18 protein-coding genes and 1 riboswitch are annotated in these 25,362 nt (G+C 72.5%); of the genes, 6 read left to right on the top strand and 12 right to left on the bottom strand.

The annotated features are described in order from the left end of the window. Positions 1–17: 17 nt before the first annotated feature. The 6 genes from sucC to BKA18_RS22255 form a co-directional block, all read right to left on the bottom strand. Positions 18–1,193, bottom strand: coding sequence for an ADP-forming succinate--CoA ligase subunit beta (gene sucC, locus BKA18_RS22280; RefSeq protein WP_366044478.1), 1,176 nt, complete (start codon positions 1,191–1,193; stop codon positions 18–20). A 675-nt stretch (positions 1,194–1,868) separates the two neighbouring features. Next, positions 1,869–3,197: a hypothetical protein gene (locus tag BKA18_RS22275; RefSeq protein WP_366044479.1), complete on the bottom strand. Its 1,329-nt coding sequence runs from the start codon at positions 3,195–3,197 to the stop codon at positions 1,869–1,871. A 95-nt stretch (positions 3,198–3,292) separates the two neighbouring features. After that, the gene (locus BKA18_RS22270) at positions 3,293–4,183 is read right to left on the bottom strand and encodes a hypothetical protein (protein ID WP_366044480.1); all 891 of its coding nucleotides are present in this window, start codon (positions 4,181–4,183) and stop codon (positions 3,293–3,295) included. Positions 4,184–4,316: 133 nt separating this feature from the next. Continuing rightward, on the bottom strand, positions 4,317–5,624 hold the full coding sequence (locus tag BKA18_RS22265) for a VWA domain-containing protein (RefSeq protein WP_366044481.1): 1,308 nt from the start codon (positions 5,622–5,624) through the stop codon (positions 4,317–4,319). After that, positions 5,621–8,398, bottom strand: coding sequence for a DUF5682 family protein (locus tag BKA18_RS22260; protein ID WP_366044482.1), 2,778 nt, complete (start codon positions 8,396–8,398; stop codon positions 5,621–5,623). The genes BKA18_RS22265 and BKA18_RS22260 overlap by 4 nt, the downstream gene beginning before the upstream one ends. After that, positions 8,395–9,549 carry an ATP-binding protein gene (locus tag BKA18_RS22255; protein WP_366044483.1) on the bottom strand — a complete coding sequence of 385 codons (1,155 nt, stop codon included), beginning with the start codon at positions 9,547–9,549 and terminating at the stop codon, positions 8,395–8,397. Before BKA18_RS22255 ends, BKA18_RS22260 begins: the two co-directional genes overlap by 4 nt. 168 nt (positions 9,550–9,717) lie before the next feature. Here BKA18_RS22255 and BKA18_RS22250 point away from each other — a divergent pair, with 168 nt between their 5' ends. Beyond that, positions 9,718–11,121, top strand: a complete 1,404-nt coding sequence (locus tag BKA18_RS22250) for an SWIM zinc finger family protein (RefSeq protein WP_366044484.1) — start codon at positions 9,718–9,720, stop codon at positions 11,119–11,121. A 74-nt stretch (positions 11,122–11,195) separates the two neighbouring features. Here BKA18_RS22250 and BKA18_RS22245 read toward each other — a convergent pair whose 3' ends face one another. Then, on the bottom strand, positions 11,196–11,399 hold the full coding sequence (locus BKA18_RS22245) for a hypothetical protein (RefSeq protein ID WP_366044485.1): 204 nt from the start codon (positions 11,397–11,399) through the stop codon (positions 11,196–11,198). An 88-nt stretch (positions 11,400–11,487) separates the two neighbouring features. On the opposite strand from BKA18_RS22245, the gene BKA18_RS22240 reads away from it, so the two are divergent. Further along, a complete protein-coding gene (locus BKA18_RS22240) occupies positions 11,488–13,065 on the top strand; it encodes a DUF5691 domain-containing protein (RefSeq protein ID WP_366044539.1) in 1,578 nt (525 codons plus the stop codon). A gap of 59 nt (positions 13,066–13,124) precedes the next feature. On the opposite strand, the gene BKA18_RS22235 is transcribed toward BKA18_RS22240, so the two are convergent. Continuing rightward, positions 13,125–13,583 (bottom strand): cobalamin B12-binding domain-containing protein, encoded by a 459-nt coding sequence (locus BKA18_RS22235; protein ID WP_051006866.1) that lies wholly within the window; start codon positions 13,581–13,583, stop codon positions 13,125–13,127. A 375-nt stretch (positions 13,584–13,958) separates the two neighbouring features. On the opposite strand from BKA18_RS22235, the gene BKA18_RS22230 reads away from it, so the two are divergent. Then, entirely contained in the window at positions 13,959–14,906 is a 948-nt protein-coding gene (locus tag BKA18_RS22230; protein ID WP_366044486.1) for an esterase/lipase family protein, read from the top strand. A 271-nt stretch (positions 14,907–15,177) separates the two neighbouring features. After that, the gene (locus BKA18_RS22225) at positions 15,178–17,061 is read left to right on the top strand and encodes a peptidoglycan DD-metalloendopeptidase family protein (protein ID WP_366044487.1); all 1,884 of its coding nucleotides are present in this window, start codon (positions 15,178–15,180) and stop codon (positions 17,059–17,061) included. A 21-nt stretch (positions 17,062–17,082) separates the two neighbouring features. Here the strand turns inward: BKA18_RS22225 and pcrA are convergent, their stop codons facing one another. After that, on the bottom strand, positions 17,083–19,284 hold the full coding sequence (gene pcrA / locus BKA18_RS22220; protein ID WP_429638764.1) for a DNA helicase PcrA: 2,202 nt from the start codon (positions 19,282–19,284) through the stop codon (positions 17,083–17,085). A gap of 539 nt (positions 19,285–19,823) precedes the next feature. Next, a riboswitch (cyclic di-AMP (ydaO/yuaA leader) is annotated at positions 19,824–19,993 on the top strand. Between the two features lie 7 nt (positions 19,994–20,000). Between pcrA and BKA18_RS22215 the strand changes: the two genes are divergently transcribed. Continuing rightward, the gene (locus tag BKA18_RS22215) at positions 20,001–21,140 is read left to right on the top strand and encodes a C40 family peptidase (RefSeq protein WP_366044490.1); all 1,140 of its coding nucleotides are present in this window, start codon (positions 20,001–20,003) and stop codon (positions 21,138–21,140) included. A 222-nt stretch (positions 21,141–21,362) separates the two neighbouring features. Here BKA18_RS22215 and BKA18_RS22210 read toward each other — a convergent pair whose 3' ends face one another. Beyond that, positions 21,363–21,716: a hypothetical protein gene (locus BKA18_RS22210; protein WP_366044491.1), complete on the bottom strand. Its 354-nt coding sequence runs from the start codon at positions 21,714–21,716 to the stop codon at positions 21,363–21,365. Between the two features lie 325 nt (positions 21,717–22,041). Here BKA18_RS22210 and BKA18_RS22205 point away from each other — a divergent pair, with 325 nt between their 5' ends. Continuing rightward, positions 22,042–23,151 (top strand): C40 family peptidase, encoded by a 1,110-nt coding sequence (locus BKA18_RS22205; RefSeq protein WP_366044492.1) that lies wholly within the window; start codon positions 22,042–22,044, stop codon positions 23,149–23,151. Positions 23,152–23,260: 109 nt separating this feature from the next. On the opposite strand, the gene BKA18_RS22200 is transcribed toward BKA18_RS22205, so the two are convergent. Both BKA18_RS22200 and BKA18_RS22195 read right to left on the bottom strand, forming a co-directional pair. After that, a complete protein-coding gene (locus tag BKA18_RS22200) occupies positions 23,261–24,385 on the bottom strand; it encodes an alpha/beta hydrolase (protein ID WP_366044493.1) in 1,125 nt (374 codons plus the stop codon). Between the two features lie 192 nt (positions 24,386–24,577). Beyond that, positions 24,578–25,291, bottom strand: coding sequence for a LuxR C-terminal-related transcriptional regulator (locus BKA18_RS22195; protein ID WP_006603750.1), 714 nt, complete (start codon positions 25,289–25,291; stop codon positions 24,578–24,580). Between the last annotated feature and the right edge of the window lie 71 nt (positions 25,292–25,362).

The following is a 25,362-nucleotide window of genomic DNA, read 5'->3' as shown; positions in this document are numbered from 1 at the left end:
TGTTGTGTCCTCGTCCTTTACTTAGCAGCCAGCTCGGCGGCCTTGTCGGCCGCGCCGTCCATGGTGTCCACGCGCTGCACCAGCGGGTGGTTGGCCTCCGACAGGATCTGGCGACCCAGCTCGGCGTTGTTGCCGTCGAGGCGCACGACCAGGGGCTTGTTGACGTCCTCGCCCTTGGACTTGAGCAGCTCCAGCGCCTGCACGATGCCGTTGGCGACCTCGTCACAGGCGGTGATGCCGCCGAAGACGTTGACGAAGACGGACTTGACGTCCGGGTCGCCGAGGATGATCTCCAGGCCGTTCGCCATGACCTCGGCGGAGGCGCCGCCACCGATGTCGAGGAAGTTGGCGGGCTTGACGTTGTTGTGCTTCTCGCCGGCGTAGGCGACGACGTCCAGGGTGCTCATGACGAGACCCGCGCCGTTGCCGATGATGCCGACCTGGCCGTCGAGCTTGACGTAGTTCAGGCCCTTGGCCTTGGCCGCAGCCTCGAGCGGGTTGGCTGCGTCCTTGTCCTCCAGCGCCTCGTGCTCCGGCTGACGGAACTCGGCGTTCTCGTCGAGGGACACCTTGCCGTCGAGCGCGAGGACATCGCCGTTGGCGACCTTCGCAAGCGGGTTGACCTCGACGAGGAGCGCGTCCTCGGCGATGAAGGTCTTCCACAGGGTGACCAGAACGTCGGCGACCTGGTCGGCGACCTCGGCCGGGAACTTCGCGGCAGCGACGATCTCGGCGGCCTTCTCCTTGGAGACGCCCTCATTGGCGTCCACCGGGATCTTGGCGAGCTTCTCGGGGGTCTTCTCCGCGACCTCTTCGATGTCCATGCCGCCGGCGACGGAGGCCATGGCCAGGAAGGTGCGGTTGGTGCGGTCGAGGAGGTACGAGACGTAGTACTCCTCGGCGATCTCCGGAGCGGTCTCGGCGATCATCACCTTGTGGACCGTGTGGCCCTTGATGTCCATGCCGAGGATGTCCGTCGCGCGGGCGACGGCCTCGTCCGGGGTCGCGGCCAGCTTGACGCCGCCGGCCTTGCCACGGCCGCCGACCTTCACCTGGGCCTTGACGACGGACTTGCCGCCCAGCCGCTCGGTCGCCTCGCGGGCTGCCTCAGGCGTGTCGATGACTTCACCGGCCAGCACCGGTACACCGTGCTTGGCGAAGAGGTCCCTCGCCTGGTACTCGAACAGGTCCACGCGCGTCCGTCCCTTGTCTTCTCAGAATCGCCGAGTGATCGCGGATCGTTGTCTGCGATGGGCGTGCCGCGAAGGGCAACGTGACGGCGCTGTCACAGGGGAGGCGTACACGGTGACCGGTTACGCGGCATGTCCGTCCCGCAGGTTATCGCCGCGGGCCGTGAGCCCCTAAATCACAGATCACACTCCAGCGGTGATTACCATCACAGATCTTTTGGCCAAGTTACGCCTCCTCGGAATTTCCGCATGTCGGCGGCGAAGGGGGGCTGATCGACTGGGCTCTTACGTGCCGTCCTGTCACGCGCCGGGTGTTCCGGCTCCGTGGGGGATGCGCGCTGGTGATCGGCCATGTGGGAGGCGGGGTGGGCTGGGCGAGGGGGGCAGCCGGGGGTGGCCGCGCGGCGGGGGGAGGGGGACCGTGCGGGACTGGGGGGCGGGAGCGGGGGCCGGGGCCGGGGCGGGGAGTAGGAGCGGGGCCGAGGGCGGGGGCCGGGGGGCCGGGGCCGGGGGCCGAGGGATGAGGCTGAACTCCGTTGCGCCGGTGGGCTGTTGCCCGGGACGAGGAAACGCCAAAGCCGGGCGGTCCTCCCCCACAGAGGGCCGCCCGGCTGTTCATGGGTGTTCCGGCATCGGCTGCCGCCGCAGCCGATGAACCGGTGCTACTGGCTCCGAGCCTCAGATGCCCTGAACCGGGAGGGCGGGCAGCGCCGGGATGTTGGCGGCGTTGGTGAGGTCGGACAGCTCGGCCGGGACGGCCGGGACGGCGACGGCGTGGGCCAGGCCGGCCGGAACGGCGTCGGTCACGTTGCCGGGCACGGCGGGCACGGCGGGCACGGACGGGACGGCGACCGCGTCGGTCACGTTGCCCGGAACGGCGGGCACGGCGGGCACGGACGGCACGGACTTCACCGAGGGCACGGACGGAACGGCCGGCACGGACGGAACCGACGGGACCGACGGCACGGACGGGACCGACGGCACGGACTTCACCGGCGTCAGGCCCTTCGCGCCGGCGACGGCCTGGCCGGCGGTGCCCTGTGCGTCGGTGGCGACAACGGCGGCCAGGCCCTGCGCGAACGGAGTGGCGTCACCGGCCACACCCTGCGCGAACGGGGTGGCGTGGGCCGCGACACCCTTGGCGGCCGGCACCACGTCGCCGGCGGCACCCTGCACGAACAGCTGCGCGTGGCCGGCGACCGTGATCACGAACGGGGTTGCCTGGCCGGCCGCGTCACCGGCGAGCCGACCGGCGTTGCCGACCGTGCCCTGGGCTACCGGGACGACCTTGACCACGGCTCGGCGGGCGACGGGGGGCAGCACGTCGGAGGCCGCGTTGTCGACGACCGGACGGGCGGTGGCCAGACCGCTCTTGGCCTGGTTCGTCAGCTGCTCGGGGCGGACACCCGCACCGGCGAGACCGGCCAGCAGGTTGTCGACCGAACCGGGCGCCTTGGGCAGCGCGGGGGCCTTGGGCAGGGCCGGGGTGGCGGGCAGGCGCTTGGGCAGGCCGCCGGGGAGCTGGGCGGACGGGATGCCCGTGGCGGGCAGCGCCGGGACGGCGGGCAGCGTGCCGTTGGTGAGGCGGCCGGCCTTGCCCAGGTCGGCGGCCTTCGCGGTCTTCTTGACGGCCTTGACGGCCTTCTTGGCCTTCTTCACGTCGGCGGTCTTGCGGACCGCACCGCTGTCCGGCAGGCCGAGGCCGTGGGTCAGCTTCTGCACGCCGTCCGTCGAGGGCAGGTTCTGGGTCGGCACGCCGCCGCCGAGGGCACCGGTGGCCTTGCCCGCCGTCTGCTCGACGGTGTCGGTGACCTTCTGGGCGGTCTTCGTCGCGGTGCCGGTCACGTCGCCGGTGGGCAGCTGCTTGGCGGTGTCGGTCACCGTGCCGGCGGACGGCAGGTCCCCGGCGGTGGGCAGCTCGGCGGCGTTGGCAGCGACGGAGCCCAGGGCCCACAGTCCGGTTGCGGCAGCGGCAACGACGATGGAACGGCGGATGTTGGAGCGCATGGAGGTGAAAGTCCTTCGAATTCAAAAGGGGTGAAAGGGCAGACCTGTCCCGCCCCCGCGCGGCAGGTCCAGTGACAGACGCGGAGCGGTCTGCCCTAGCCCGGGAATTCGAGGATTTCTTCGGCACGCCGACGCGTCGGAGCGCCATCGGCCGTGCGGACGCCACCGGGAATCAGCCGGAAGCGCAGGGAGTTCGCCGGATCGGCGGCGTGCTGGTCCCCGCCACGGGGGCCGTGGCCGTCACCCGCGTTGTGCGAGGCCGGCGCCACCGGGCCCTGCGGGAAGTGCCCCGGAAGGCCGTGGCCCGGGTCCCGCTGCTCCTGGACGGTGGCCCAGGGGTGCTCGGCGGCCGGCGTGCGCAGGCCGTCGATGAGCTGAGCCGACCGGGCCGCGCCCGCGTCGGCCGTCGCGCCGGCCGTGCACGAATCCGCCGGCCGCTCACCGCCCGGCGTACGGCCGTGCTGCTGCGCACCGCCGTCCCCGGGACGACCGGTGTGCTCGCCGGACGGGAGGTGTACGGGCAGCGCGGCACCGGCCGAGTCCCCGATCTCCCGCACAGCGCGGCTCACCGGCTGGGTGACCCGGCCGGTGGCCGATGCGGCCTGGTCGGCAGCGGGCCGTACGGCATCGGTCATCGCGTCGGAGGCGTTGTGGACACGCTGGCCCAGCTTGGCTTCGGAGCCCTTGCCCTGCGGCGCCAACGCGGCTCCGGAGCCGGAGAGTTGATCTGCCCGGCCCGCGTGGTCCGCCGCCCCGTCCCGGGTGGCGGCCCGGTCCGGAGTGGACGCCTCGGCCGGGGCCTTGGCCGGGGCCGTGGCCCCGGGCAGGTCCGCTGTCCGCGTCCGGTCGACGGCATGGGCGCCGGGACCGAAGGCGAAGCCGAGGACGGCGAAGCCCACCAGGAAGAGCCCGGCCAGCAGCGCACGCCGTACGGCCACGGTGCGCGGCAGGCGCACGGCGGCAGGCAGGGCGAGCACAGCGGACAAGGAGGGGACCTTCCCATACGGACGGGGACTACCGGGCACAGGCCTCGGCGTCACGCGCGTCGCGGGCGATCGAGCGATGCCCTGATCCTTGCATGAGCAGCCAGGTGCCACGCAAATCCCCCCTGGCTACCTGTCACCGTTGCTCCGTCATGTCCGGTATGGGCAGCGGCCGTTTCTCCAGGGCGGCCGCCATCACGTCGGGGAACAGATCCGGCGTACAGGCGAACGCCGGTGCATCCAGGGCCGCGAGAGCCGCGGCGTGCTCACGGTCGTAGGCCGGTGCTCCCTCGTCGGACAGTGCGAGCAACGTCACGAACTGCACCCCGGACGCCTTCATCGCGGCGACCCGCTTGAGCATCTCGCCGCGGATACCGCCCTCGTAGAGGTCGCTGATGAGGACGACGACGGTTTCGGCGGGGCGGGTGATCCGGGACTGGCAGTAGGCGAGCGCGCGGTTGATGTCCGTGCCGCCGCCGAGCTGGGTGCCGAAGAGCACGTCCACAGGGTCGTCGAGTTGGTCCGTCAGATCGACCACGGCGGTGTCGAAGACGACCAGCCGGGTGTCGATGGCCCGCATGGAGGCCAGCACCGCGCCGAACACCGAGGCATGGACGACCGAGGCGGCCATCGAACCGGACTGGTCGATGCAGAGCACCACTTCCTTCTTCATCGACTGCGCGGCGCGGCCGTAGCCGATCAGGCGCTCGGGGACGACCGTGCGGTACTCGGGGAGGTAGTTCTTGAGGTTGGCCCGGATCGTGCGGTTCCAGTCGATGTCGCGGTGGCGCGGCCGGCTGATCCGCGCGGAGCGGTCCAGCGCCCCGGTGAGAGCGGCGCGGGTGCGGTTCGCCAGCTTCTTCTCCAGCTCTTCGACGACCTTGCGGACGACGGCGCGTGCGGATTCCCTGGCCGTCTCCGGCATCAGCCGGTTGAGCGAGAGCAGGGTCCCCACCAGATGGACGTCCGCCTCGACGGCCTCCAGCATCTCCGGCTCCAGCAGCAGCGCGGACAGCCCCAGACGGTCGATGGCGTCACGCTGCATCACCTGCACCACGGAGGACGGGAAGTACCTACGGATGTCGCCGAGCCAGCGCGCCACTCCGGGCGCCGAGGCCCCGAGCCCCGCAGAACGCCTGCCGCCGCCGGCTCTCTTGCCGCCGTCGCCGCTCTCCCCGCCGTAGAGCGAGGTCAGCGCCCCGTCCATCGCCGCATCCCGCCCCCGCAGCTCACACCCCGTACCGTCCGCGCCACCCCCACCGAGCACCAGCCGCCAGCGGCGCAGCCGTTCTTCCTCGGAGGCGGGAGGCGGGGTTTGGGGGGAGGGGGAGGGGGAGGTCGGGGACGTGGTGGCGGAGGAGGAAGAGGGGGACGTCGGGGGTGTGGTGGCGGTGGTGGGGGCTGGGGCAGGTGTCGTCGTCGGGTCCGGTGTCGTGCGGGTCATGTCCGTGCCCCCATGAGGTCGTCGGCCGGCGGGGTCGGGTGCGCCGGTGGTTCGTTCGACGGCCGGGACGGGGCCGCCTGTTGTTCGTCGTGCAGCCGGGACGGGGCCGCCGGCTGGTCGTAGTGCGGCCGGGACGGGGCCGCCGGCTGGTCGTAGTGCGGCCGGGACGGGGCCGCCGGCTGGTCGTTGTGCGGCCGGGCGGTGGGCCGGTGTCGGTCGCGGGGCGCGGCGGTGGGTGCGGTCGACTCGGTTGGTTCGGTCGGCCCGGCCGGACCAGCCGGCCCTGCCGCTCCGCTCGGCTCGCTGTCGAAGCCCTGCTGTCCGATGCCCAAGAGCAGGCGCAGCGTGGGGAGTACGGCGGCGGCGCGGTCGCGGTCCAGGCCGGGGCCGAAGCCGGGTGCGGCGGGGTCCGGGGCGTCGCCGGGCGGGCGGCGGGGCGTTGCCGTGGGGCCGCGGCGGATCAGCTCGCCGAGGGTGCGCCGCACTCCGGCCTCGTACGCGGCGAAGGTTCTGCGCAGCAGCGGCAGCACGTCCGTGAACGCCGCGTCCGGCACGCCGGTCAGCCAGCCGTCGACCAGCGCGAGCAGCCGTTCGTCGTGGACCAGCAGCATGCCGCCGTCCCCGCCGCCGACGAAGCCCTCGACCCAGCCGGCGGCATCGACGGGCGGGGTGCCCGGCGAGAGGGCGAGCCCCATCAGCCGCTCGGCTCCTTCCTCGCCCAACTCGCCGTCGTCCAACAGAAGTCTGACGGCTCGGCCGCGGATCAGCCCCGGTACGGCGTCCCGTTCGCTCACCGTGTGCAGTACTCCGGCCCACCGCGCCCGCAGGCTCTTGGGGGCGGGCCGCTCTCCGGGCTCCGGCCGGCCGAGGAGGCCGACGGCCTGATGGGTGGCGTCGAGATGACCGCGCATGGCGGCGGCGCCTTCGGCATCCAGGCCCGCGCAGGCCGGCGGCAGTCCGACGAAGACCCGCTCGGCCAGGCCCATGGCCACCTCGCGGAGCGCCGCGGAGTGCGTGCCGCGGACATCGCCGTAGCGCACGGACCGGACGAGGGCCGGCAGCGCCTGCGCGAGATGGCCCACGTCCGCATCGAGCGCCGCGCGGTCGGACAGTGCCTGCATCACCACCGGGAGCGCGTCGGGGAGTCCGGCGAGCAGACAGCGCTCGGCGAGCGCCGTCACCCCGGCGAGCGTGGCCGCCCCGGAGGCCTCGGACGCCTCGGCAACCGCCTTGGCGGTGGCGGCCGAGAGCACCGTCGTGCCCCAGATGCCGGCCTCCGCGACCCGCACCGAGAGTTCGGGCTCCCAGCGCAGCCGCCAGGTCTCCCGGAAGGTGCCGGTGCTGCTTCGGGAGTGGGCGGGCTCTCCCCAGGGGATGCCGAGCAGTCGCAGCCGGTGCAGCAGGCGGCTGCGCGCGGCGTCGGTCTCCTTGCGCAGATCCAGCTCCAGTTCCCGTTCCAGGGCCTGTGGTGTGAGCCGCAGCGTGCGCCGGGTGCGGGCGAGGTCCCGTTGCAGCGGCACCGCGGGGGCGTCCTCCGGGACCTCGCCCAGCACCTCGCCGACCACCAGCCGGTCGTGGATCAGCGAGGACGGGGCGTCGGAACCGTCGCCCATGACGGCCCGGATCGCGTCGTCCAGCTCCGTCAGACCGGCCAACGGGCGGCCGCGCACCGTGGCCAGCCCCTCGGCGAGCCGCACCGCCTCGATGACATGCGCCGACGAGACGGCGTAGTCCTCCTCCCGGAGCAGCCCGGCGACCTTGGTCAGCCAGCGTTCCACGGGGCGGTCGGGGGCGCTGAAGAGATGGCCGTACCAGCCGGGCGAGGCGATGCCGGCGCCATAACCGCTGTGCCGGGACAGCCGCCGGTGCGTCCAGGGCACCCAGGTGACCGTCGCCTTCACCTTCGGCAGGCCCTTGAGCAGCTGCCGGTCCGCAGCCATGGTGGTGCGCTGTGCCAGGGCCGGGACGTGCCAGGCTCCGCACACCACGGCGATGTCGTCCCCGAACTCCTTGCGCGCGGCCCGCAGTCGCAGCCGCATCTGGGCCTCGCGCACCGGATCACGGTCATGGCCGCCGTCGCCGTACGCCTCCCGCAGCGCGCCCATCGCCTCGGCCAGCGCCGCGAACGGGGCGGCGGCGTCCGCCTCGGCCCCTCCCCCGCTCTCGGCCCCGCCGCGCCGGGAGGTCCCCCCGCCCCCACGGTGCTCGACCACGTCCTCCCACCAGCGCTCCGGATCGTCATACCCGGCCGCCTCGGCCAGCACCCGGACCGGATCGACCCGCACATCGGCCTGGGTGCCCTGCTCCCGCTCGGGTCCCTCACCGCCGGACGTCTCCCCGTCCGCCTGTTCCCCCGCGGGCTCCTCTCCGCCGGCCTGCACCCCGTCCGGCCGCTCCCCCTCGGGCTCCTCGCCGCCGGACGTCCGCCCTTCCGGCTGCTCCCCGCCCTCCCCCATCGCCAGGGAGTTGGCCGCGGGCAGATCGATGAAGCGGACGGGGACACCGTGCTCCAGGGCCCAGCGCATCGCGACCCACTCCGGGGAGAACTCGGCCAGCGGCCAGAACGCCGCGCGGCCGGGGTCGTCCTGCGCATGGGCGAGCAGCGCGACCGGCGGCCTCATCTCCTCCCGTGCGGCGAGCGGGACCAGCTCGTCCGCCTCCGGCGGCCCCTCGATCAGGACCGCGGCGGGGGTGTACTGCTCCAGGGCGGCGCGCACCGCCCGTGCCGATCCGGGGCCGTGATGCCGCACCCCGAGCAGCAGCGGCCCGTTCATGCGCTCACCTCACGGCAGGCGCGGTAGAAGTCCTTCCAACCGTCGCGCTCACGCACCACCGTTTCGAGGTACTCCTGCCATACGACCCGGTCCGCGGCCGGGTCGCGGACCACGGCTCCCAGAATGCCCGCGGCGACGTCCCCGGAGCGCAGCACACCGTCCCCGAAGTGGGTGGCCAGCGCCAGGCCGTTGGTCACCACCGAGATGGCCTCGGCCGTGGAGAGGGTGCCGGAGGGTGACTTGAGCTTGGTCCGGCCGTCGGCGGTGGTGCCGGAGCGCAGCTCGCGGAAGACCGTGACGACCCGGCGGATCTCGTCCAGCCCCTCCGGCCCGGCCGGGAGGTCCAGCGAGCGTCCGATCTGCTCGACCCGGCGCGAGACGATGTCCACCTCTTCGTCGGGGGTCGCGGGCAGCGGCAGCACGACGGTGTTGAAGCGGCGGCGCAGTGCACTGGAGAGTTCATTGACCCCGCGGTCGCGGTCGTTGGCCGTGGCGATCAGGTTGAAGCCGCGGACGGCCTGCACCTCCTGCCCCAACTCCGGGATCGGCAGGGTCTTTTCCGACAGGACCGTGATGAGCGTGTCCTGTACGTCGGCGGGCATCCGGGTCAGCTCCTCCACCCGCGCGGTCATGCCCTGCGCCATCGCGCGCATCACCGGGCTGGGCACCAGCGCCTCGCGGCTGGGGCCGTTCGCGAGCAGCTGGGCGTAGTTCCAGCCGTAGCGGATCGCCTCCTCAGGAGTGCCGGCCGTGCCCTGCACCAGCAGGGTGGAATCCCCGCTGACGGCCGCCGCCAGATGCTCGGACACCCAGGTCTTCGCGGTGCCGGGCACACCGAGCAGGAGCAGTGCGCGGTCCGTGGCGAGGGTGGTCACCGCGACCTCGACGATCCGGCGCGGACCGACGTATTTCGGTGTGATGACCGTGCCGTCCGCGAGCGTGCCGCCGAGCAGATAGGTGGCCACCGCCCACGGCGAGAGCCGCCAGCGCTCCGGCCGCGGCCGGTCGTCGGCCGCCGCGAGGGCCGCGAGCTCCGCCGCGAAGCTGTCCTCGGCATGCGGCCGCAGCACCGCGCCGCCCGCGGCTTCCGGGGTCGTCCCGGCCGCCGAATTCTTCGTGTCCTCCGCCGCCCTGAAGCTGTTCCCGGACATGTTTCCCCCTCGTCCTCACGTCTGCGGCCAGCACCGCGAAACCCGCTGCGGCCGCTTGCGGAATCAAGCCTGCACCAGACCACTGACAAAGCCCCGAAAACCGGCGCTGGCCTGCGAGTTCGGCACGGCCTGGCGGGATTGTCAGTGGCGCGTCGTAGCGTCGGAGACATGAATCCGCAGGGGGAACGCTGGACGACGGATCAGGTGCTCGCGCTGGCGCCCGACGAGGCATCACGCAAGGCGGGCGGCAAGCTCGCGGCGCCCGGGCCGTGGTCGGAAACGGGCGCGGACGGGGCCGCGGTCTGGGGGCAGTGCGAGGGCAGCGGCAAGAAGCCGTACCGGACGGTGGTCGACCTCAACGGCCCGGCCTTCACGTGCAGTTGTCCGAGCCGTAAATTTCCGTGCAAGCACGCGCTGGGGCTGCTGCTGCTCTGGGCGGGCGGCGACGGCGATCGGGCGGTGGCGTACGGGGAGCCTGCCGCATGGGCGGTCGAGTGGCTGGCCGGGCGCCGCGAGCGCGCCGGGCGGCCCGCGGGAGCGGCGCCGGGCGGGGGTGCCGCGTCGCGTGCGCCCGCCGACCCGGAGGCCGCCGAGCGGCGGGCCGCCCGCCGGATGCAGCGGATCGGCGCCGGCGCCATGGAACTGGAGCAGCGCCTGGAGGATCTCCTCCAGTCCGGCCTGGCCTCGGCCGGACGCGCCGGTGGGGGTGATGGCCACGGCGGCGGATCCGGGAGCGCGGGCGGCTCCTGGGACGAGACGGCCGCCCGTATGGTCGACGCCCAGGCTCCCGGGCTCGCCGCGCGGGTACGGGAGTTGGGATCGGTGGTGGCGTCCGGCGCCGACTGGCCGGCCCGGCTGCTGGAGGAGTGCGCGCTGCTGCACCTCCTCGATGAGGGATTCCTCGGCCTCGACCGGCTGCCGGCCCCGCTCGCGGCGACCGTCCGCTCCCGCGTCGGACTCACCACCGAGGCGGCGGAACTACTGACCGGCCCCGATGCGGCCACGGTCCGGGACCGCTGGCTGGTGCTCGCCCAACAGGACAGTGACGACGGGAGGTTGCTCACCCGCAGAATCTTTCTGCGGGGCGAGCGGACCGGCCGGATGGCGCTGCATCTCTCGTTCGGAGGCTCCCACCGCCCGCTGGACCTGGCCCTGCCGCCCGGTCTGATCCTCGACGCGGACCTCGCCTACTACCCCGGCGCCCGCCCGCTGCGTGCGGCCCTGGGCGAGCGGCACGCCCCGGCGGCCCCCGGACCGGTACCACCCGGCTGCGGCATCGATGCCGCACTGACCGCGTACGGCGATGCACTGCGCGACGACCCCTGGCTGGATTCCTGGCCGGTGGTGCTCACCGACGTCACGCCCATACCGGGCCGCGACGGGGCGCCCTGGCAACTGGCCGATGCGGACGGGGAGTCGGCGCTGCCGCTGGACCCGCGCTGTTCCGGCCGGGCGAGCCGGTGGCAGCTGGCCGCCATATCGGGCGGGGCGCCGGTCACGGTCTTCGGCGAATGCGGTCACCGCGGCTTTCTGCCGCTGACCGTCTGGGACCCCACCCCGGTGTCCCTGTGACCCGGCCCCCCGGCTTCGCCCACCCCGGCTCCCCGCCCGCCGCGCAAGCCGTCCACCACCGATGCCTGGAAGACCTAGAAGACCTGAAAGACCCGAAGGACCTGAAAGACCTGAAAGAGGGGGATGACGAGCATGACGAGCACCACGACCATCACGAGCAACACCAGCAGCACGAGCGATACAAGCGGCACCTCACCCGCCTCACCCACCCCGCTCCCTTCGACCACTCCGCCTGCTTCGTCCGCCCCACCCCCCGCGTCCGCCTCCTCCGCAGCCACCTCCCCCGGCCCGGACACCCCAGCCAACTGGTCCGCCCTCGTAAGTGCCGCGCTTCTCGGGACCGAGCGCCGGACCCCGCCGGTGGCGATGCGGTCCGGGCAGGCCGGCGCGGCCGCACTCCTGGATGCGGCCGCGGTGAGCACGGTGCGCCGGCGCGCCGCGCTGCGCCCCGCGCCGGCCGGCGAGCGGCCCGCCCCGGCCCCGGCCGATCCGCGGCCCCCGCTGCCGCCCGCGGCCCGTCGCCGGCTCTCCCTGCTGCTCGCCGACCGCGGCGGCGCCGGAGGCAGCAGCCGCCGCGGGACGGCCCCCGACCTCACCGAACTGCTCCCCCAGTGGCTGGCCGCCGCCGACGGATACGGCTACCGCGCCCCGGAGGCACTGCTTCCGGAGCTGCTCGACGCCGCCCGGGCCCGTACGGATCTGCGGCCCGCCGCGCTGGCGTTGGCGGGACCGCGCGCCCTGTGGCTGGCGCGGCTCAACGACGAATGGAAGTTCGCGCTCCGCGGGATCGGAGGCCCGGCCGGGTTCCCCGTCGGCGACGATCCCGAGGGCGTACGGCAGCAGTGGGAGGAGGGCCTGTTCGCGGAGCGGGTCGCCCTGTTGACCGCGCTGCGCCGGCACGACCCGCCGGCCGGCCTGGCCCTGCTGGCCACGACCTGGTCCACGGAGCGGGCCGAAGACCGCCTGATGTTCCTCGACTCGCTGCGCGAGGACCTCTCGGCGGCGGATGAGCCCTTCCTCGAACGGGCACTGTCCGACCGCAGCCGCAATGTCCGCGCCACTGCCGCCGAGTTCCTCTCCACTCTGCCGGGCTCCGCGTTCGCGGCCCGTATGGCCGAGCGTGCGCACACCTGCATCGGCCTGGACCGTACGTCGGGCACCACGAGGATCGTTGTGGAGGCGCCGCACGAGTGCGACGCGGCGATGCAACGGGACGGCGTGGCCCCCAAGCCGCCCTCCGGGCGGGGCGAACGGTCCTGGTGGCTGGGCCAGTTGGTGGAGGCGACGCCGCTGGACAGCTGGCGCGAGCGCTTCACGGGCCGGGAGCCGGCGGCGATCGTCGCGCTGCCGGTGGCGGACGACTGGCGGACGGAGCTGCACGATGCCTGGTGCCGGGCCGCGGTGCGCCAGCAGAGCGCCGACTGGGCGCGGGCGCTGCTGGGTGCGCCGGGCGCACCGTCCCAGGCCGCCGAGGTCTCACCCGCAGGCTCGTCGCGGGATCTGACGAAGCTGCTGGCCGTGCTGCCGGGGGACGAACGGGCCCGGTGGGTGGCGGAGTTCATCGCGGCCCACGGCTTGTCGGACGCCTTCCGGATGCTCGGGGTGTGCGCGGTCCCCTGGGCGGAGCCGCTGGGCCGCGCCGTCGTCGATGCGCTGGACATCGCCCGGGACGCGGGCAGCTATCCCTGGAGCTTCAGCGGGGTGATGGGCCTGGCCGAGCGCTGCCTGGACCCGGCAGCCGCGGACCGTCTCGACATGCTCACCGCCGTCACGGACGAGCCGGAGGGCGCCTCACCTGGCTCCGGCGGCTACTGGTCCGAGGCCTTCCAGCGCCTGGTCGGCACCCTGCGCCTGCGCGCCACGATGCATGCCGAACTCACGCCGCCGCCCGCCGCCCCCGCGCCGGCCGGGGAGACCGGGGAGACCGGCCGGAGGACGCCATGACCCGCCGCGCCCCGGCCGCCCCAGAGGGTGTCCGCGCGGTGCACGTGCCCAGCTCCGCCTCAGACCGCCAGCGAGCGCACGTTCGCCTGGACCCACTCCACGATGGAGGCGGTCGTCGCGCCCGGCGTGAAGATCTCCGCGACGCCCTGTGCCTTGAGCGGCGGGATGTCGGCCTCGGGGATGATGCCCCCGCCGAAGACCTTGATGTCCGCCGCGTCGCGTTCCTCCAGGAGGGCGATGACCTTCGCGAAGAGGGTGTTGTGGGCACCGGAGAGGATGGACAGCCCGATCGCGTCGGCGTCCTCCTGGATCGCGGTGTCGACGATCTGCTCCGGGGTCTGGTGCAGCCCGGTGTAGATCACCTCCATACCGGCGTCGCGCAGCGCCCGCGCGATGACCTTGGCGCCCCGGTCGTGCCCGTCCAGGCCCGGCTTGGCCACCACCACACGGATCGGCCCCGACCTGCCCGCCGCGCCCTGGCTCCCCGCTTGCGCCCCGTCCTGCCGAGCCACACCCATCACTGCCTCCAAGCCATGCACGGCACTGTGGTGCCGCCGAGCCGACAATCGATCGCGCGGCCGCGATCCGGCGGCCACGAGCGTGAACGAACGTTATCGCCAGCATCCCGTACCCAGCCGTTTCGTGACATCCGGGGAGGGGGAAATCACACCTGGGACACGTTCGCTATGCGCCGCGTTCCACGTGTCGTTACGCCACGGCCTCGTGGCGCAGCGCACGCGGGCCGGGCGCACGGGGAGCCGCAGCCGAACCACCGCGCCGCCGGGCGCGCATCAGGGCGGGCCACGCCGCAGGCCCGCCATCGCTGCGCATGGCTTCCCACGAGGGCATACGGGGGTCACAGTCGCCTCCCGCGTGCCGTTCGGGAGGTCGGCATGCAGGCCCTGCCCTTTCTCTCCGCACCCCTTGCGCTCGCGCGCCTTCTTGCCGCACCGCTCCAGTGCGCGCGCCGGCTCCCCACCCGCACCTCTCCCCTTCTCCTCCGCAGCACGGTCGTCGACCTGGCGGTGCTCGCCGCCCATCTGCTGCTCTATCCGACCGGTATGTCCCAGGAACGCCCCGCGCCACATCCCGCACCACCCCCGGCCCCCGAGCCTCCCGACGGGCTCCGGACAGACGGGTGCCTGAAGATCCCGCAGCCTGCCGTCGCCGCGCCCACGCTGCTGCCGACCGAGGGCCGCGCGCATCCGCCGGTCCTCCTGCTCCATGGCTTCATCGACAACCGCTCCGTCTTCGTCCTGCTGCGCCGCTCACTGCACCGGCACGGCTGGTGCCATGTCGAGGCGCTCAACTACTCCCCGCTGACCTGCGATCTCCGTAAGGCCGCCGAGTTGCTCGGCCGTCATGTGACGGAGGTGTGCGCGCGGACCGGTCATCGCCGGGTGGACATCGTGGGCCACAGCCTCGGCGGCCTCATCGCCCGCTATTACGTCCAGCGACTCGGCGGCGACGCCCATGTCCGTACCGTCGTCACGCTCGGCACCCCGCACTCCGGCACCCGTATCGCGCCCCTGATGTCGGCGCACCCGATCGTCCGGCAGATGCGGCCCGATTCCGAGGTGATCGCGGAGTTGTCGCTTCCGGCACCGAATTGCCGCACCCGATTCGTGGCCTTCTGGAGTGAGGCGGACCAAGTGATGATTCCGGCCACGACGGCCAGAATCGATCACCCGGATGTGATCGCCGACAATGTGCATGTCGCCGGCGTCGGACATCTCGCCCTGCCGGTCAACGCCACCGTCGCCGCCGGAATACGCGCGGCACTGACATCGGCGGAGGAGGCGCAAGGAGAAGGAGCGGCGGACGCCATTTCGGTGGCCTGACCCGAGCCCGCATCGGTGGTCCGACCCGAGCCCGTACCGAGGGTCCACTGCCGCCTCGTGCGACGCATCAGCGGCGTCCCGCGGGCGACACGATCTTGTCGTGTTGTCGAACAAACCTCGAACGAGGCGCCAAGAGCCCGCATGGGACCGCCGAAAGGCGGCCAAATGCCCGGTCTGGCCGAACGTAAAACCAGTTGAAGATTGTCGCCATCGCAAACCGCCGGGTACAGTCGCCGCTAATTCTCCTGCTGCCGAGGCGAAAGAGAAGTTGGTGAACGACCGTCACCCATCGGAGGCTCAGCCTTCGACCGGCTCTGCTTCCGACGCCTCGTATGCGCACTATCCGGCCTACGACTCCTACGGGCAGCAGTCCCCGGCCGGCACCGCCCAATACGGCGACGGCGACCCGCTCTTCGGCTCGCTCCCCGGCTCGTACGAAACCGGCATGTACGACACCGGCACCTATGACACCGGGATGTACGACACCGGTACCTACGACACGGGTGCGTACGGGATGAGTGCGTACGGCACGGGCACCTTCCACACCGGTGTGTATGGCGGCGGGTCCTGTTCCACGGACGGCGGCCAGGCCGTCGACTCCTACGGCACCGGCGCGTACCCCACGATGCAGTGGGACACCGGCGCCTATGACACCGGCGCCTATGCCGTCGCGGACCCGCAGGCGGCCGCCGGGGGCTACGACCCGTACGCGCACACCGCCTACGGGCAGCCGGCGCAGGACACCACCGGGTACTCCTCCTCGTCCGCGTACGACACGGGCGGGTACGAAACCGCCGGATACGAGACGACCGCGTACGAAGCCACCTCTTACGGGTACGGCGGGTTCGACACCGGAAGCTTTTCCACCGGCGGCTGCGACACCGGCGGTTACCCGACCGGCAGTTACGACAGCGGTGGTTACGACACCGGCAGTTACGCCACCGGCGCTTACGACACGGCCGAGACCTTCGAGAGCACCGGCGGCTTCGACGCCCTCGGCCGGCAGGCCACCGCGCTCCAGGAGACCGGGAGCCACGAGGCCACGGCGATCTGGTCGACCACCGACCAGGGCCTGATCGCCGGCATCCCGGCGCAGGCCGGCCCGCCCGCGGCCGAGACCGCCCACTGGGACAACACCCCGTGGGACGACACCGCGCCCTTCGAGGCCGCACCCGCCGGGAGCGACCGGCACGGCAGCGGCCCGTACGAATCCGACGGCTACGACGGCTACGACACCGGACGGCACGGCACGGACGGCAACTCCCCGGCCGGCGCCGGTGAGGCCGAGGGGCACGGCGAGCTGGGCGACGCCGCCGCCGTGGCGGACGCCATGACGCAGGCCATGCCGATCCCCGTCGCGGCCGACGCTCCCGCCGGCCGCCGGGCCGCCGGGCCGGAAGCCGGGAAGGCCGCCCGCGGCCGGGGCCGGCGGCGCCCGGTGAAGCGGTCGGCGCTGCTGACCGTCGCCGTCCCCTCGGTCGCCGCCATGGGCGTCTGCGCCGTGGCCGCCGCGTCCGTCGCCCACTTCGGCGGGGACGACAAGGCCGAGGCGACCGCGCAGGCCGCGCCCGACCCGGGGGCCGTCAAACCGGCCGCGGCCAACAGCAAGCTCGACACCCAGCTCGCCGGACTCAGCGCCAGCGCGGACGACTTCCGCGACCGGGCCAGCCGTACCCAGGAGCGGATCGACCTCAAGGAGCGCCAGGCGCTGGACCGCAAGCGCAAGGCGGAGGCGGCGGCCCGCAAGGAGGCCATGCGCCCCAAGTTCGTGCTGCCGGTGACCCAGCACGGGCTGAGCGCGCTCTTCGGCCAGGCCGGCGTCAACTGGATGTCCGTGCACACCGGAATCGACTTCCCGGTCAGCTACGGCACCCCGGTCATGTCCGCCACCGACGGCACCATCCGCACCCAGTGGAACTCCGCCTACGGCAACATGGCGATCGTGACGGCGCCCGACGGCACCGAGACGTGGTACTGCCATCTGAGCAGCACCAAGATCCGCTCCGGACAGGTCAAGGCCGGTGACCGGATTGCCTATTCGGGCAACTCCGGCAACACCACCGGACCGCACCTGCACTTCGAGGTGCGCCCGGGCGGCGGCGCGGCGATCGACCCGCTGCCGTGGCTGCGCGACCACGGCCTCAACCCGAACTGACCGCCCCCCGTACGGCGTCCGTTACAGCTTTTCCACCGGCGCATACCGCAGCAGCAGCCGCTTGGGCTTCTCGCCGCCGAAGTCGATGGTCGCCTCGGCGTTGTCGCCGCTGCCCTTGACGCCCACGACCGTGCCGAGCCCGAAGCTGTCGTGGGTGACGCGGTCGCCGATGGCCAGCGCGACCACCGGGCGGTCCTTGGTGCGGCGGGTGGCGAAGCCGCTCGGCCCCTTGCCGCGCGACGACAGGGCGGAGCCGAGGCCGCCACCGCCCGACAGTGCGCCCATCGACGCGGACGGCGTCGCCTGGCCGGTCCGCTTCCACTCGACGTACTCGCCCGGGATCTCCTCCAGGAACCGGGAGGGCGGGTTGTACGAGGGCTGGCCCCAGGCGCTGCGCATCGTCGAGCGGGTGACGTAGAGGCGCTCGCGGGCGCGGGTGATGCCGACGTAGGCGAGCCGGCGCTCCTCCTCCAGCTCCTTGGTCTGGCCCAGCGCGCGCATGTGCGGGAAGACGCCGTCCTCCATGCCGGTCAGGAAGACCACCGGGAATTCCAGGCCCTTGGCGGTGTGCAGCGTCATGAGGGTGATGACGCCGCTGCCCTCCTCGTCCTCGTCCGGGATCTGGTCGGAGTCGGCGACCAGCGCGACCTGCTCCAGGAAGTCGGCGAGGGTGCCGGGGTTCGCCTCGCCGCGGTCCTGCTCGAACTCCAGGGCCACCGCGGCGAGTTCCTGGAGGTTCTCGATCCGGGTCTCGTCCTGCGGGTCGGTGGAGGCCTGGAGCTCGGCGAGGTAGCCCGTACGCTCCAGGACCGCTTCCAGGACGGTGGCGGGGCCGGCGCCGGACTCGACGATGGTGCGCAGCTCCTCCATGAGGACGTTGAAGCGCTTGACGGCGTTGGCGGAGCGGGCCGCCATGCCGTACGCCTCGTCGACCCGGCGCAGCGCCTGCGGGAAGGTGATCTTCTCGCGGAGCGACAGGGCGTCGATCATCGCCTCGGCGCGGTCGCCGATGCCGCGCTTGGGGACGTTCAGGATGCGGCGCAGCGGGACGGTGTCCTCGGGGTTGGCGAGCACCCGCAGATAGGCGAGGACGTCGCGGACCTCCTTGCGCTCGTAGAAGCGCACGCCGCCGACGACCTTGTAGGGCAGCCCGACCCGGATGAAGATCTCCTCGAAGACCCGGGACTGGGCGTTGGTGCGGTAGAAGACGGCGACATCGCCGGCCTTGGCGTCCCCGGCGTCCGTCAGGCGGTCGATCTCGTCGGCGACGAACTGCGCCTCGTCGTGCTCGGTGTCGGCGACGTAGCCGGTGATCCCGGGGCCGCTGCCGGCGTCCGTCCAGAGGTTCTTGGGGCGGCGGTTCTCGTTGCGCTCGATGACGGCGTTGGCGGCGGACAGGATCGTCTGCGAGGAGCGGTAGTTCTGCTCCAGCAGGATCGTGGTCGCGTCGGGGTAGTCCTCCTCGAACTGGAGGATGTTGCGGATGGTGGCGCCGCGGAAGGCGTAGATCGACTGGTCGGCGTCACCGACGACGCACAGCTCGGCCGCGGATTCCGCGGGGCCGACCAGCTCGCGGACGAGGGTGTACTGGGCGTGGTTGGTGTCCTGGTACTCGTCGACGAGGACGTGGCGGAAGCGGCGGCGGTAGTGCTCGGCGACATCGGGGAAGGCCTGGAGCAGATGGACCGTCGTCATGATGATGTCGTCGAAGTCCAGGGCGTTGGCCTCGCGCAGCCGCGACTGGTACATCGCGTACGCCTCGGCCAGGGTCTTCTCGAAACCATCGGATGCCGTCCCGGCGAAGGTCTCCTCGTCGATGAGCTCGTTCTTGAGGTTGGAGATCTTCGCGCTGAAGGACTTGGGCGGGTAGCGCTTGGGGTCCAGATCCAGATCGCGGCAGACCAGGGCCATCAGGCGCTTGGAGTCGGCGGCGTCGTAGATCGAGAAGGACGAGGTGAAGCCCAGCTTCTTGGACTCGCGGCGCAGGATGCGGACGCAGGCGCTGTGGAAGGTGGAGACCCACATGGCGTTCGCCCGGGGGCCGACGAGCTCTTCGACGCGCTCCTTCATCTCGCCCGCGGCCTTGTTGGTGAAGGTGATCGCGAGGATCTGGCCGGGGTGGACATGGCGCTCGGCCAGCAGATGAGCGATGCGGTGGGTGAGCACCCGGGTCTTGCCGGAGCCGGCGCCGGCGACGATCAGCAGCGGGCCGCCGGTGTGCACCACGGCGGCCTTCTGCTCGTCGTTGAGCCCTTCGAGCAGCGCGGCGGGGTCGACGGCGGGGCGGGCGGCGCCGTCGCGGTAGTAGGTCTCCCGGGGGCCGGGCGCGTCGTATTTCCCGCCGAAGAGGTCGTCGGGGATCTCCTCGGGGGCCGGCTCGTGCTCGTCCTCGGGAGGCGGCGGGGGCTCCTCGCCCTTGTGGCCGAGGTCCGCCAGGAAGCTGTCGTCAAAGAGGCTGCTCATCGCCCACCGAGTCTAGGCCGCCGCACTGACAGCCCGCCGCGGAGTGCCGATTGTCGGCGGAATTCGGGGCTCCGGGGCGGTCCGCAGGCCGGGGGGCCGGGTCCGGGGCAGCCCGGGCGCGGGTCGTCTACCCGAATCCGACATCTGCCACAACAACCCCCGGATCGCGTTCAGGTCACAAAAAGGTTTCGGGCATATCGAACATCAGCCTTCACAGGAGCCACACGAGTTGGCTAACGTCCTCGCTCAGGCAGCCCGCCTCCCCGCGTACGACAGCGTCCGCACGGGCCGCCGCGCCGAGTCCGGCCCTGCCTCACGGCACCCGGAGCCGGGGACCCACCAGCACCACCGGGGTGAATCGATCCGTACGGCCGTCTCAGGCGGACGTAAGGACCGTAGGGCAAGCCTTCCGTCATCGACACCGCCCGAACCCGACAGCTAACCCGGTAGGCGGTCCACGGAAGGAGTTGCCGGCCTTGGCGTCCCATCGCAAGCCGCGCACCAGCGTCCTCACCTCGCCCGGAGGCCGCCGTACGGCTGCCGGGCTCACCACCGCAGCCCTCGCGTCGGTCACTCTGCTCTCGCAGTCCGCCGACGCGGCCCCCCGAGCGCCCAAGCCCTCCATCGAAGAGGTCAAGAAGAAGGTCGACGACCTCTACCACCAGGCCGAGCTGGCCACCGAGAAGTACAACGGGGCCAAGGAGCGCGCCGACGAACAGCGCCACACCGTCGACGGCCTGCTCAATGCCGCCGCCAAGCGTGCCGAGCAGATGAACCGGTCCCGGCACCAGCTGGGCATGTTCGCCTCGGCGCAGTACCGCACCGGCGGGATGAACCCGACGGCGCAGCTGATGCTCGCCAAGGACCCGCAGCAGTTCTTCGACCGCAGCCACCTCATGGAGCGGCTGACCGGCCGGCAGAAGCAGGCCGTCACCGACTACCAGGAGCAGGCGGCCGCCGCGGCGCACCAGCGGGTCAAGGCGACCGACAGCCTGGAGCAGCTGCAGAAGTCCCAGGCCTCCCTCAAGGAGTCCAAGCGCTCCGTCCAGGACAAGCTGTCCGAGGCCCGTCAGCTGCTGTCCCGGCTGACCGCCCAGGAGAAGGCGCGGCTGGCCGCGCTGGAGCGTCAGAAGGAGGCGGCCGCCAAGCGCAAGGCCGAGGAGGAGGCGCGCAGGCAGCAGGAGCGCGAGCGCCAGCGGCAGCAGGACGGCGGCGGTTCGACGGGCGGCCAGACCGGCGGCGGCAGCTCGACCGGCGACTCGTCCTCCACCAAGGCCGAGCAGGCGCTCGCCTTCGCCCGCGCCCAGATCGGCAAGCCGTACGTCTGGGGCGCCACCGGCCCCAGTTCCTACGACTGCTCGGGGCTGACGCAGGCGGCGTACAAGGCCGCCGGCGTCACGCTGCCGCGGACCACCTGGGACCAGGTCAAGGTCGGCCAGCGGGTGGCCACCAAGGACCTGCAACCCGGTGACCTGGTCTTCTTCTTCGACGACATCAGCCACGTCGGGATGTACATAGGCGGCGGCAAGATGATCCACGCGCCGCACCCGGGCGCCAGCGTCCGGGAGGAGTCGATCTACTACATGCCGATCTACGGGAGCGTCCGCCCGGGCTGAGGCCCGGCGCCCTGTGCTCCCCCACGGAACCACCCCCCACGGTCACCCCCCACACGCCACCGCGCGGCCGTCGCCTCCGAATACGGAGTGCGAGGACCGCGCGGTGTGCTGTTGTGGGGCGGTGGTCCGCTACCCGGAATGCCGGGGCGCCGCTCAGATTCGGACCGGGGCGCCGGGCAGGTCCGGACCGGGGCGCCGCTCAGGTCCGGACCGGGGCGCCGCTCAGGTCCAGAGCACCGCGATGAAGATGTTGGCCACCGTCAGCGCACCGACCGCGCCGAACAGCGGCTTGGCGATCGTCTCCTCGTCCCGCTTGACGTAGACCAGCGCCAGGATCACCACCAGCACGGCCATCTTGATGCCGATCTTGATGGTGTTGACGTGGTGGCCCTGGGCCTCGTTGAGGCCGACCAGCGCGACGCCGGTGACCAGCATCGTCAGCGCGCCGTGCAGCATGGCCGGCACGAAGCGGGCGGTGCCCGCGCCCATCGCCTTCATCTGGGTCAGGAAGCCGCCGAGCAGGGCGGCGATGCCGATGATGTGCAGGCCGACGAAGAGATTGATTACTACGTCCATAGTGCGGGATCGTAGCCGCCGCATAGCACGGCCCTGCGGGCAGGGCGCCCACAATCGTCGCTTCGGTCAGGCCGGACCGGTACCGGCCGTGCAGCCGCCGACGGCACGGTCATCCGCACATCGGCACCGGTCGAAAGCGAACAATGCCGGGCAATCGGACTCCCCGGCGCGACACCCAGGCTTAGCGTCCTCCTCCAGGCGGTCGACTCCCCGCCTTCGCCGGCCCCCCACCGGCGTCCTGTCGGCCGCCTCGCCGCGAGGTGCGGCGGCGGCTCGTTGCCCCCCGTGACGGACCGCCGCCGGCCCCCGGCTCAAAGGGAAGGAAGTGACGGCCACCGTGGCCTCGCACCGCAAGCCCAGGCAGCATCCGCTCGCCTCGCTGACCGGCGGCACCCGCACCGCCCGTACCGCCGCCACGCTGGCACTCGCGGGTGCCGCCACCGCCACCGTCTTCGACGGCACCGGCCAGGCCGCGTCCCCGCCCACCCCCGCCCAGGTCAAGGGCCGGATCAACGCGCTGTATCAGGAGGCAGAGGTGGCCACGCAGAACTACAACGGTGCGAAGGAAGCCGCCGGCACCGCACGCCAGGAGCTGAGCAGGCTGCAGGACGAGGTCGCCCGGCGGACCCAGAAGCTCAACGCCGCCCGCACCGAGCTGGGGGCGCTGGCCACGAGCCAGTACCGCTCCGGCGGGGTGGACCCGACCGTACGGCTGCTGCTGTCCGCGGACCCGCAGCGCTATCTGGACGGCGCAGCGGTGCTGGAGCGTGCGGGCAGTCATCAGGCGACCGCGGTGGCCGGTTACGCACGCCGGCTCGGCAGCGTACGGCAGGTCCGGCAGCGGGCCGAGGAGACCGCGGAGCGGCTGGCGGCCACCGAGGCCACGCTGAAGAAGCACCGGGTCACGGTCGTCCACAAGCTGGACGCCGCCGAGCAGTTGCTGAACCGGCTGACCGCCGAGCAGCGGCAGCGGATGGCGGGACGGGACGGTGCCGGTACGGTCCATGCGGACCGGGGGGCGCGCGGGGACGGCCCCCTCGACGGGATCCTCCACGGCTCAGGGGCCGCCGCGGCCGCCGCCCCCAACCCCCGTGCCGCGCGGGCCGTTTCCTTCGCCTACGCCGCGCTGGGCAAGCCGTACGTCTGGGGCGCGACGGGCCCCTCCGCCTACGACTGCTCGGGGCTGACCCAGGCCGCCTGGAAGTCCGGCGGCGTCGCGCTGCCGCGGACCACCTACACCCAGATCAGCTCCGGGCCGCGCATCGACCGGTCCCAACTCGCCCCCGGTGACCTGGTGTTCTTCTACTCCGGCATCAGCCATGTGGGGCTCTACATCGGGGGCGGCAAGATGATCCACGCACCGCATCCGGGGGCGCCGGTACGGATCGCGCCGATCGACCAGATGCCGTTCGCGGCGGCGACCCGGCCGGCTTAGGGCCTGTCCCACCCTGACCCCTAGGACCGGCCGGGGGTCTCCCGGGCGCAGGGGTGCCGGCGGCGGCCGGCCCGGCGCAGGGGCTTGAGCGCGGGCCCGGGCGGAGCGCCTACGCCCGGAGGTACATCCCCAGCCAGCGGAAGACCTCCGGTACCTGCTGGCGCCATACCACCATGGTGTGACCGCCCGCGTTCGCCGGGATCAGCTGGACGGTCACCGTGGTCGGATGCTTCGCGAGCCCGCGCAGACCGATGCCGGCCTGGTAGCCGTCGCCCGCCGCGCCCGACACGTACAGCGCGGTCCGCGGCGGCTTCCCTGCCGCGTTGGCGGACTTCAGGATGTGCATCGGGTTGGACTCGATGCGCAGCTTGGGGTCCTTGCCGGCGAGCGAATCGCGCTCCAGCGCCGGGTCGTTGTAGCCGGACATGGCGACCCCGGCGCGGTAGCGGTCCGGGTGGGACAGCGCCAGCTTGGCGGCGCAGTGCGCGCCGGCCGAGTAGCCGGCCAGGGCCCAGGAGTCCGGCTTGTCGCCGGCCCGGAAGTTGTCGATGACCATCTTGCGTACGTCGACGGTCAGCCAGCTGTCGGCGTTGACCTGCCCGGGGACGTTGACGCATCCGGTGTCCGCGCCGGCGAGGAGATCGGTACGCGGGGCCACCAGGATGGCCGGCTTGACCAGGCCGCGCTGCATCAGCGGCTGGAGCTGTTCGGCCGCGTGGAGCGAGCCGAACCAGGTCTTCGCCGAGCCGGGGTAGCCGGGCAGCAGCTCGACCACCGGGAACTTCTTGTTCCGGTAGGCCGGGTCGTTGTACTGCGGCGGCAGCCAGACGTACACCTCGCCGATGACCCCGGATATCCGGCCCTTGAGGTCGGTCCTCTGCACACCGGGGCCCACCCTGGGGTCGTCGGCCGGGCGGAACCGCTGTATCTGCTTGGGCTCGTTCTTGATCTGCTGGCCGCCCATACCGTCGGGGCCGAGGTCCTTGGCCGCCGCGACATGGCTGTCGGTGCCGAGCAGATCGCCCCAGGTGTCATAGAGATTGTTGGCGTTGTTGACCAGGACGAAGACCACGGTGATGGCCGTGACCTGGGCGAACAGCAGCATCAGCAGCCGCGCGAGGCCGCGCACCAGGGGCGGCCCGGCTATCCGGCCCCACAGGGCGAGCGGCAGCACGACGGCGACAATCAACAGCGTGATCGAGGTGAGAAAGAAGGGCGTGCCCGTCAGGCTCATCGGGTCTCGCTTCCAGGACAGCTACGCGAAGGATGGGGTGGTTCCGGCCCCGCCTTCGGCAGTGAGCCTCTCCGCGCCGTTAGATGGTGATCCGCGCAGTCCTGGTTGCCCGTCTTTGGTGCTTCTTTACACCCTCGTCATACCCTCATCAAATACCCGCCGCTCCCCGGCTCCCGCGCCGGGGACCGCAGGTCAGACCAGTCGCCGGGCCGCCGCCCAGCGCGTCAGCTCATGGCGGTTGGAGAGCTGGAGCTTGCGCAGCACCGCGGAGACATGGGACTCGACCGTCTTCACGGAGATGAACAGCTGCTTGGCGATCTCCTTGTACGCATAACCGCGGGCGATCAGCCGGAGGACCTCCCGCTCGCGCTGGGTGAGGCGGTCGAGGTCCTCGTCGATCGGCGGGGCGTCCGTCGAGGCGAAGGCGTCCAGGACGAAGCCGGCCAGCCGTGGTGAGAAGACCGCATCGCCGTCGGCGACCCGGAAGACCGCGTCGACCAGGTCCGTACCCGTGATCGTCTTGGTGACATAGCCGCGGGCGCCGCCGCGGATGACGCCGATGACGTCCTCGGCCGCATCGGAGACGGAGAGCGCGAGGAAGCGGACCGGGCGCTCGGCGTCGGCCATCATCGCGGCGCTGCGGCGCAGCACCTCGACGCCGCCGCCCCCGGGGAGGTGGACGTCCAGGAGGACGACCTCGGGGCGTGTGGTGGTGATGACCGTGACCGCCTGGTCGACATCGGCGGCCTCGCCGACCACCTCGACGCCGGTGCGCCCCGTCTCACCGATCTCGGCCTGGACGCCCGTACGGAACATCCGGTGGTCGTCGACCAGCACGACCCGTACGGTCCGGTCCCCGGCCGCCTCGCTGCCGGTCCCGTCCTGCTGTGCGCCCTCGCTGGTCATCTCTTCCGCCCGTCCCTCGGTGTCTGCCCCGTCATCATCCCGTGCGCCGGCCCGCGGTGTCGCCACCGACC

It is taken from the genome of Streptomyces auratus (genome assembly GCF_050433025.1).
Taxonomy (GTDB): domain Bacteria; phylum Actinomycetota; class Actinomycetes; order Streptomycetales; family Streptomycetaceae; genus Streptomyces; species Streptomyces sioyaensis.
The sequence above is the reverse complement of the archived record's forward strand: the minus strand, read 5'-3'. Positions and strand labels throughout refer to the sequence as shown.